Origin of the sequence: Paenibacillus sp. SC116, assembly GCF_024733555.1 — a bacterium.
Classification (GTDB): Bacteria; Bacillota; Bacilli; order Paenibacillales; family Paenibacillaceae; genus Paenibacillus_B.
Genome location: NZ_JANIOF010000009.1, coordinates 47,430 through 53,595 on the forward strand (window position 1 = coordinate 47,430; position 6,166 = coordinate 53,595).

The 6,166-nt window shown below is 43.8% G+C and carries 6 protein-coding genes and 1 pseudogene; 3 read left to right on the forward strand and 4 right to left on the reverse strand.

The features are described 5' to 3' along the window. Window position 1: 1 nt before the first annotated feature. Window positions 2-469, forward strand: a complete 468-nt coding sequence (locus NQ117_RS22950; protein WP_258280349.1) for a C40 family peptidase — start codon at window positions 2-4, stop codon at window positions 467-469. Window positions 470-577: 108 nt separating this feature from the next. Next, window positions 578-1,936 carry a cryptochrome/photolyase family protein gene (locus NQ117_RS22955; RefSeq protein ID WP_258280350.1) on the forward strand — a complete coding sequence of 453 codons (1,359 nt, stop codon included), beginning with the start codon at window positions 578-580 and terminating at the stop codon, window positions 1,934-1,936. Window positions 1,937-2,077: 141 nt separating this feature from the next. On the opposite strand, the gene NQ117_RS22960 is transcribed toward NQ117_RS22955, so the two are convergent. Further along, window positions 2,078-2,299, reverse strand: coding sequence for a hypothetical protein (locus NQ117_RS22960; RefSeq protein ID WP_258280351.1), 222 nt, complete (start codon window positions 2,297-2,299; stop codon window positions 2,078-2,080). A gap of 279 nt (window positions 2,300-2,578) precedes the next feature. On the opposite strand from NQ117_RS22960, the pseudogene NQ117_RS22965 reads away from it, so the two are divergent. Next, window positions 2,579-2,979, forward strand: a pseudogene (locus NQ117_RS22965) (GNAT family N-acetyltransferase); the annotation flags it as partial. A 458-nt stretch (window positions 2,980-3,437) separates the two neighbouring features. Here NQ117_RS22965 and NQ117_RS22970 read toward each other — a convergent pair. From NQ117_RS22970 to NQ117_RS22980, 3 genes are all read right to left on the reverse strand, one after another. Then, entirely contained in the window at window positions 3,438-4,010 is a 573-nt protein-coding gene (locus NQ117_RS22970; protein WP_258280352.1) for a LysM peptidoglycan-binding domain-containing protein, read from the reverse strand. Window positions 4,011-4,038: 28 nt separating this feature from the next. Continuing rightward, a complete protein-coding gene (locus tag NQ117_RS22975) occupies window positions 4,039-4,896 on the reverse strand; it encodes a LysM peptidoglycan-binding domain-containing protein (RefSeq protein ID WP_258280353.1) in 858 nt (285 codons plus the stop codon). Between the two features lie 24 nt (window positions 4,897-4,920). Then, the coding region (locus NQ117_RS22980; RefSeq protein WP_258280354.1) for a LysM peptidoglycan-binding domain-containing protein at window positions 4,921-6,166 on the reverse strand (1,246 nt) is incomplete at its 5' end.

Consider the following 6,166-nt stretch of genomic DNA (forward strand, 5'->3'; position numbering starts at 1 on the left):
CTTGAAGAAGAAATTAATCACAGCCGCACTGGCGACAAGCCTACTGCTATCATTCGGAGCAGGAAGTGCATTCGCAGCAACAACAATGGACGGCGCAATCGACAAAGTAATCGGCGTAGATTACAAATACGGCGGTACAACAACAAGCGGCTTTGATTGCTCAGGATTTACTAGCTACATATTCAACAAACTAGGCTTAGATTTGTCTCGTACGTCTGGCTCTCAGTTTGAAGAAGGCACTAAAGTTTCCAAAGACGATCTTCGCGCTGGAGACCTTGTATTCTTCAACACTAGCGGCAAAGGCGTTTCCCACGTTGGTATCTATGTAGGCGACGGTAAGTTCGCTCACTCTGCTACGAATAAGGGCGTTACAATCGACAAGCTTAGCATGAACTACTATGAGGAGCGCTATTTGGGTGCTCGTCGTGTAATGAGTAATACACAATACGAGAAATACGCTACAGAGTAATTATCTTTATTATAAGTTATACGTGATACCAAGCCCGGTGGGAGGTGATTAACACATCCTGTCGGGTTTTTATTTTCCCCTCACCTGTTATTCGAAAGGAGAATTTCCATGTACGTCTGGTTTCATAGGCGTGACTTGCGCACGACAGATATGCGATTATTCGATAAACTTCGCTCCCTGCACATGCCTGGCATTCATATACTCGTCCTAGATCCCATGCTGCTAGATGAAAACCGCGCTCGTGAGCACAGCGGCCGACATTTCTTGCACCAGGTTAGTCGCCTGCAACAAAACTACCAGCAAGCCAACCAACATTTAGTGATTGTCTATGGTTCACCTGATCAAGTTCTACTCCTGTTGGCCGCCAATTATCCACTACAAATAGTCGCTTTCCATGAGGATATGACTCCTTATGCCAAACAGCGTGATCAGACATTACTCGATACTGCTCGAGCCTGTGGACTAGAGACAATTACAGACATCGATCATATGCTTATTGATGCGGATTCCTTTGATCATTTCGCCAACCGCGATCAACCTTACAAAGTATTTACCCCGTTTTATAACAAATGGAAACAGGCTATGGATCTTTTTGCGGAACCACCTATGTTTACTTCGCTAAATGACCTTGTAACGGTACAAGTTTCGCCAAACATTGCAGAAGCTTTTTCGCTCCCTCTATGGATGTATGACGCTTTACAGTCAACATCCCCTTCAATTTCAACAGATGAACCGCAGAAAAAACTACAGCAGTTCTTAGTAGAAAAGCTTCCTGACTATGAACAAGGAAGAGATAGATATGGATGGAGCCATACCAGTCAAATGAGCGGATATATAAACACAGGGGCCATTTCCATTCGACAAGTATACGAACAAGCAGCTCAGGATGGGAGCGGATATAAAGATAGCTGGATTCGGCAACTTGCATGGCGCGACTTTTATCTCTACCAGGCTTTGCGGAACCAAGATTATTTCTCGTATGAGCGGAAATTTGATTGGTCCGGATTCGACACCGCTGCATTTGATTATTGGGCTGAGGCAAAAACCGGGATACCCATCATTGATGCAGCTATGACACAGTTAAAAGAAACAGGAGAAATGCCCAATCGCCTGCGGATGGTGACAGCCATGTTCTTAACGAAGCAGTTACTCTGCCCTTTTTTCTATGGCGAAGCTTATTTTCGAGACAAATTAGCCGACTACGATCATGTACTCAATCGAGGTGGTTGGCTGTGGAGCTCTTCGCTAGGCTATGATGCTGCACCCTATTTCCGCGTGATGAACCCAGTACGTCAATCAGAGACCTATGATCCGAGCGGTGCTTATATTCGCCGATGGCTGCCACAACTCGCTCATCTCTCTGACAAAGCGATACATCAATCACAAGCAAATGCCATTGTTGACTTGAAACAAGCTCGCATTCGAGCAATTGAGCAGTATGGGTTCCTTCTAAAGCAAAATAAGTAGAACAATGAAAAAAAACAGGCTTAACGGATTTTTTGTTTCCGTTAAAGCCTGCTTTTCTATGTGATCTATTACTATATCGATCTATAATTTTATTTAACGAAGTAAGCCTCATTATTACAAATAAAGCTTTCGACACATTCATTATTTCTCGCTAGTATTGCGTTCCGATTCGACATGTTTCTCGTGGAACAAATTGCTTTTTTCCCGCGTCAGCAGTCGTTTATCCGGAGTATCGACACGCTTTTGCACTTCCGCCATCTGAATGACAGATGGTGTAAATGGGACTGCTTGAGCCGATATCGTTGGTGCTAATAGCATCATCATGGAAAAGGACCACGCCGCTGCACTTGTCGATTTTTTCATTTTTCCTTCCACCTTTCCTAATAACACAACTTCTTATTTTTATTCTTAGTTTAATAATAGACAAATAGCTATATGTGATTCCCATACGTTATTAACCAGTTCATGATGGTTGAAGCAGCTTATTAGTCATTATGAAGGGTGAACCTGAAAATAAAATGAAATACACGTTAACTTTTCATTGAACGCAAATCCCATAAATATTCTATGACATGATAGGAATAACCTAGCATTGAAGAGATTAAGTGGCATAAAAAGCCAGACCAAGACGAATCCGATTAAATGATCGGCCATTCTGAGCGAGACTGTCTCAAAAAGTCGCGGGCCAAGTGGGGCATATTCGCCAACGCTGAACCTGATCAACTTCTCGGTATCATTGAAGCTTTCGAGTTCAATCAAAAAGTAAACGCAGTGACGATTGGTTATTTCTTGGCGGAATCGCAATGGGGGAAGGGGAGAACGACCGAAGCGGTGGGCATATTGATCGATTTTTTGCTTATGGATGTTGACGTCAATCACATTCAGGCTGAAGTGATGCCTCCCAATACCCCTTCTAAGAAAGTGCTGCTGAAAATAACTTTGTCTATGAAGGAACGCTAAGGCAGGCTTCCCAATGGTCAGGTAAAGGAATCGTCGATTTAGAAATATACAGTATCTTAAAAGAAGACTATGTAAAAGGGTAGACTTACGCGATCTCTTGCTCCATAGAAAAAAGTCGGCCAAAGATAAAGATACCGAGTTGGAGGATTGGGGAAGAATGGAGGACTCGGTTGACTTATAGGAGACGCGCCGATTGTCTGACAGAGGCCATAATCGTATCCTGCCGGACTTGTACTTGGGCTTGTAAATGAAGCGGACACCGGGATCGCACGTATACTTGTGCTCATGCTCATACTAATTGTTCACACTCCCGGAAGCATAACGAATGTACCTAATGTATACTATGCAACCGTCTAGATTTGGTATGGACTGATGTCACGCTTCGATTTTATATAACGATTCGATTGAAGTGAGTAGAGCGCTGGGCCTCGGGGGAAATGAACGAAGTAATGCGTTGGAGGATCGCAAAGGGTTGGAGTGTCATTTAGCGTTTTCATTTAGGGTCATCTAGAATCTATAACTCACAACCCTTGCGAAAGTTTTATTGGGTATTTATCGTTAGCGTCTGACCTGCATAAATATTTTCACTACCTAAGCCATTGAGCTGCATGATGGCTTGTTTGGTCGTACCATATCTTGCGGCAATGGAGTCTAGGGTATCTCCGAGTTGAACTCTATAGCTTATAGTAGGTCTCACTGGATAGTAAGCTTGCCAGTTTTGTTCTGGTAAGTTGGTGTCGCTTGTCTGGTAGTTGTACGGTGCAACGGGGGCGGCATTTTGGTTGTTGTATGGTATGAAGGCTTGTTGGAAAGTATTGTACCTGCCTGGGATTTGCAATTGCTGCCCTGGAGATACAGAATCATGGTCCATGTTATTAGCCTGCATAATCGCTTGCGTGGTGGTGCCGAATTGTCGTGCAATGGAGTCCATCGTATCCCCTCGCTTCACAATGTAGGTCAATCTAACCTCTAATTGCGTAGGGATGAACAGCCGTTGACCGATATAGATGGTATTATCGATTATCCAATTTGCCCCGACTAATGTCTGTACTGGAATATCGAAACTGCGGGAAATAGTGGACAAAGAATCTCCTTGTTGTACGATATACCACATCCTGATTCCTCCTTCATGATATAGATCGCTACATCGTGATATTATAGTGATTTTTAAGTAAGTATTTGGCCTGAGGCCACCCGCCCCATCTTTTGAAAGCTTTAGATGCCTCCTTATTTATTTCCTCTACACTCTTAATTGTTTTTATGCCGTTTGCAGAATTGGGGAAGATGATGTATACGATCCCATATTGGGTTGGCTCAGTAGGATTAACTTTCAGTTGCTTGCCTAGATAGATTGAACCTGTGCCTATTTTACCTGAAAACAACGTGCGAGCGGTGTTAAGTGTTATGCTTTCGTTTTTAGGGCCCCAATCTGCAAAAAGAGCATATGCAGCTGTTTTTTCCCTCGTATTGATGACCACTCCATAGTCTCCCAGGCTTACCCAGCTTATTGGATGAGGCATGATATAGAAGGGAGTCGATTCGCTCTTAAAACAATCGCCGCATGGGCTAATTTTTTGGTTGCAAATGGAGAAGCATTTCGTTGGTTCGACTACCATTCTACTCATAAAAAAATAAGCTGCTCTTGAAGTGTATATCGGAATACTTTTGTTAATATCTGTCTCTTTAAATACGGCGATTGGTTCGCCTTTCAAAGGCAACTGTTGCGGTATAGGCCATTGATCAGGGTCACCTGGTGTCTGAAGGGGGCCGGTGGTTATACTCCGCCAAGGAATGTGTTCGCTCAGTTCCTCCGATAGCGTTGTTACACCTGTCTCCGTCTCATGGCTTTCGTTCACCGAATGAGTGGGAATGATAAGCGATTGACCCGAAGTAACTGTAGGGTCTATCATTCGGTTTGCGGTCATTAGTCGCTCTACAGTAACTTGGAATCTGTGACAGATTTGTTGAATAGTTTCTCCTGGCCGTACTGTATAGATCAAGGTTTTATCCCCCCTCTCCATGTATTATTCAGTGGCTTTATAGGTGAGTGGAAACTTATCATACAAAGTACGAACCTGTTTCATCCCCCCCCATTTTTCAAATAATTCTGTTCCCCTTTTTTTAATCTGCTCAGACGTTTTGGGTGTACATGCATTTTCGCCGCTCTGTGCAAAAATGATATATAAAATTCCGTCTTCTGTCCCTCCTATTTTGGGATTTGCAAGAACCCCAAGTTCCTCGGCAAGAGCTATAGAACCGATTCCTAAAGAATCATCCGGTCCAACATCGCCTACGATTGCGTAGACGACTTTCCCATTCATCGTATTAATGACCGCGGCCAAATCCCCAATTTTAGCTCCCATCATATGACGAGCCGGAAGAGCTATGTAGGGAATTTCGGTGGCATTCAAATATCTGGTTGGATCAGTAACAGGCTTCTTGCAATCCGACAGAGCCGTTTTGGAAATATAGTATCCAGGAGCAGGATCCTTGTCTCCTTGCATGATAGGATTTCCGGAAGGGTCCGTGACCAGGCCCCACCAGTACCCCTCAATGCCGGCCGTACTTAGAAAGTCTAGTGCTAAATCATTATTTTGATGGTAAGCTTTGGGGTCACCTGCAGCAGTCACGGCCATTTTACTAACAAAGAAATAGGTAGGCTCTTTTTTGCTAGCTGCTTTCCATATGGTGATCGTTGCTTGCAAGCCGTTATCATGGAATGTACTTTCCTTTATTTTATAGGGTGCGATAGTGGGGGAGGAAGGTCTTTGATCAGTGGGATGCTGCATGGCAGTAACCTTTGTATTTATCGTTAATATCTGACCTGCTCTAATATTTTCACTGGCCAAGCCATTCAGCTGCATGATGACTTGTTTCGTTGTATCAAATTTTGCGGCTATGGAGTCCAAGGTATTCCCAATTTCTACTTTATATCTTATTGTAGGCCTCATTGAATACTCCGTTGGCAAGCTTAGTTTGGGTGAGACGGTTTCGCTGGTTTGATAGTTAGGTACAACAGATTGTTTGGGGAGATTGTATCGGCCCGGAATTGTCAGTACTCGCCCTGGAACGACAAAATCACTGTCTAAGCCATTGGCTTGCATGATCGTTTGCTTGGTGGTGCCGAATTGTCGGGCTATGGAGTCTAATGTATCCCCCGGCTTCACCGTATAGGTCAATCTTTGTTCGGGTGAGACGGTTTCGCTGGTTTGATAGTTAGGTACAACAGATTGTTTGGGGAGATTGTATCGGCCCGGAATTGTCAGTACT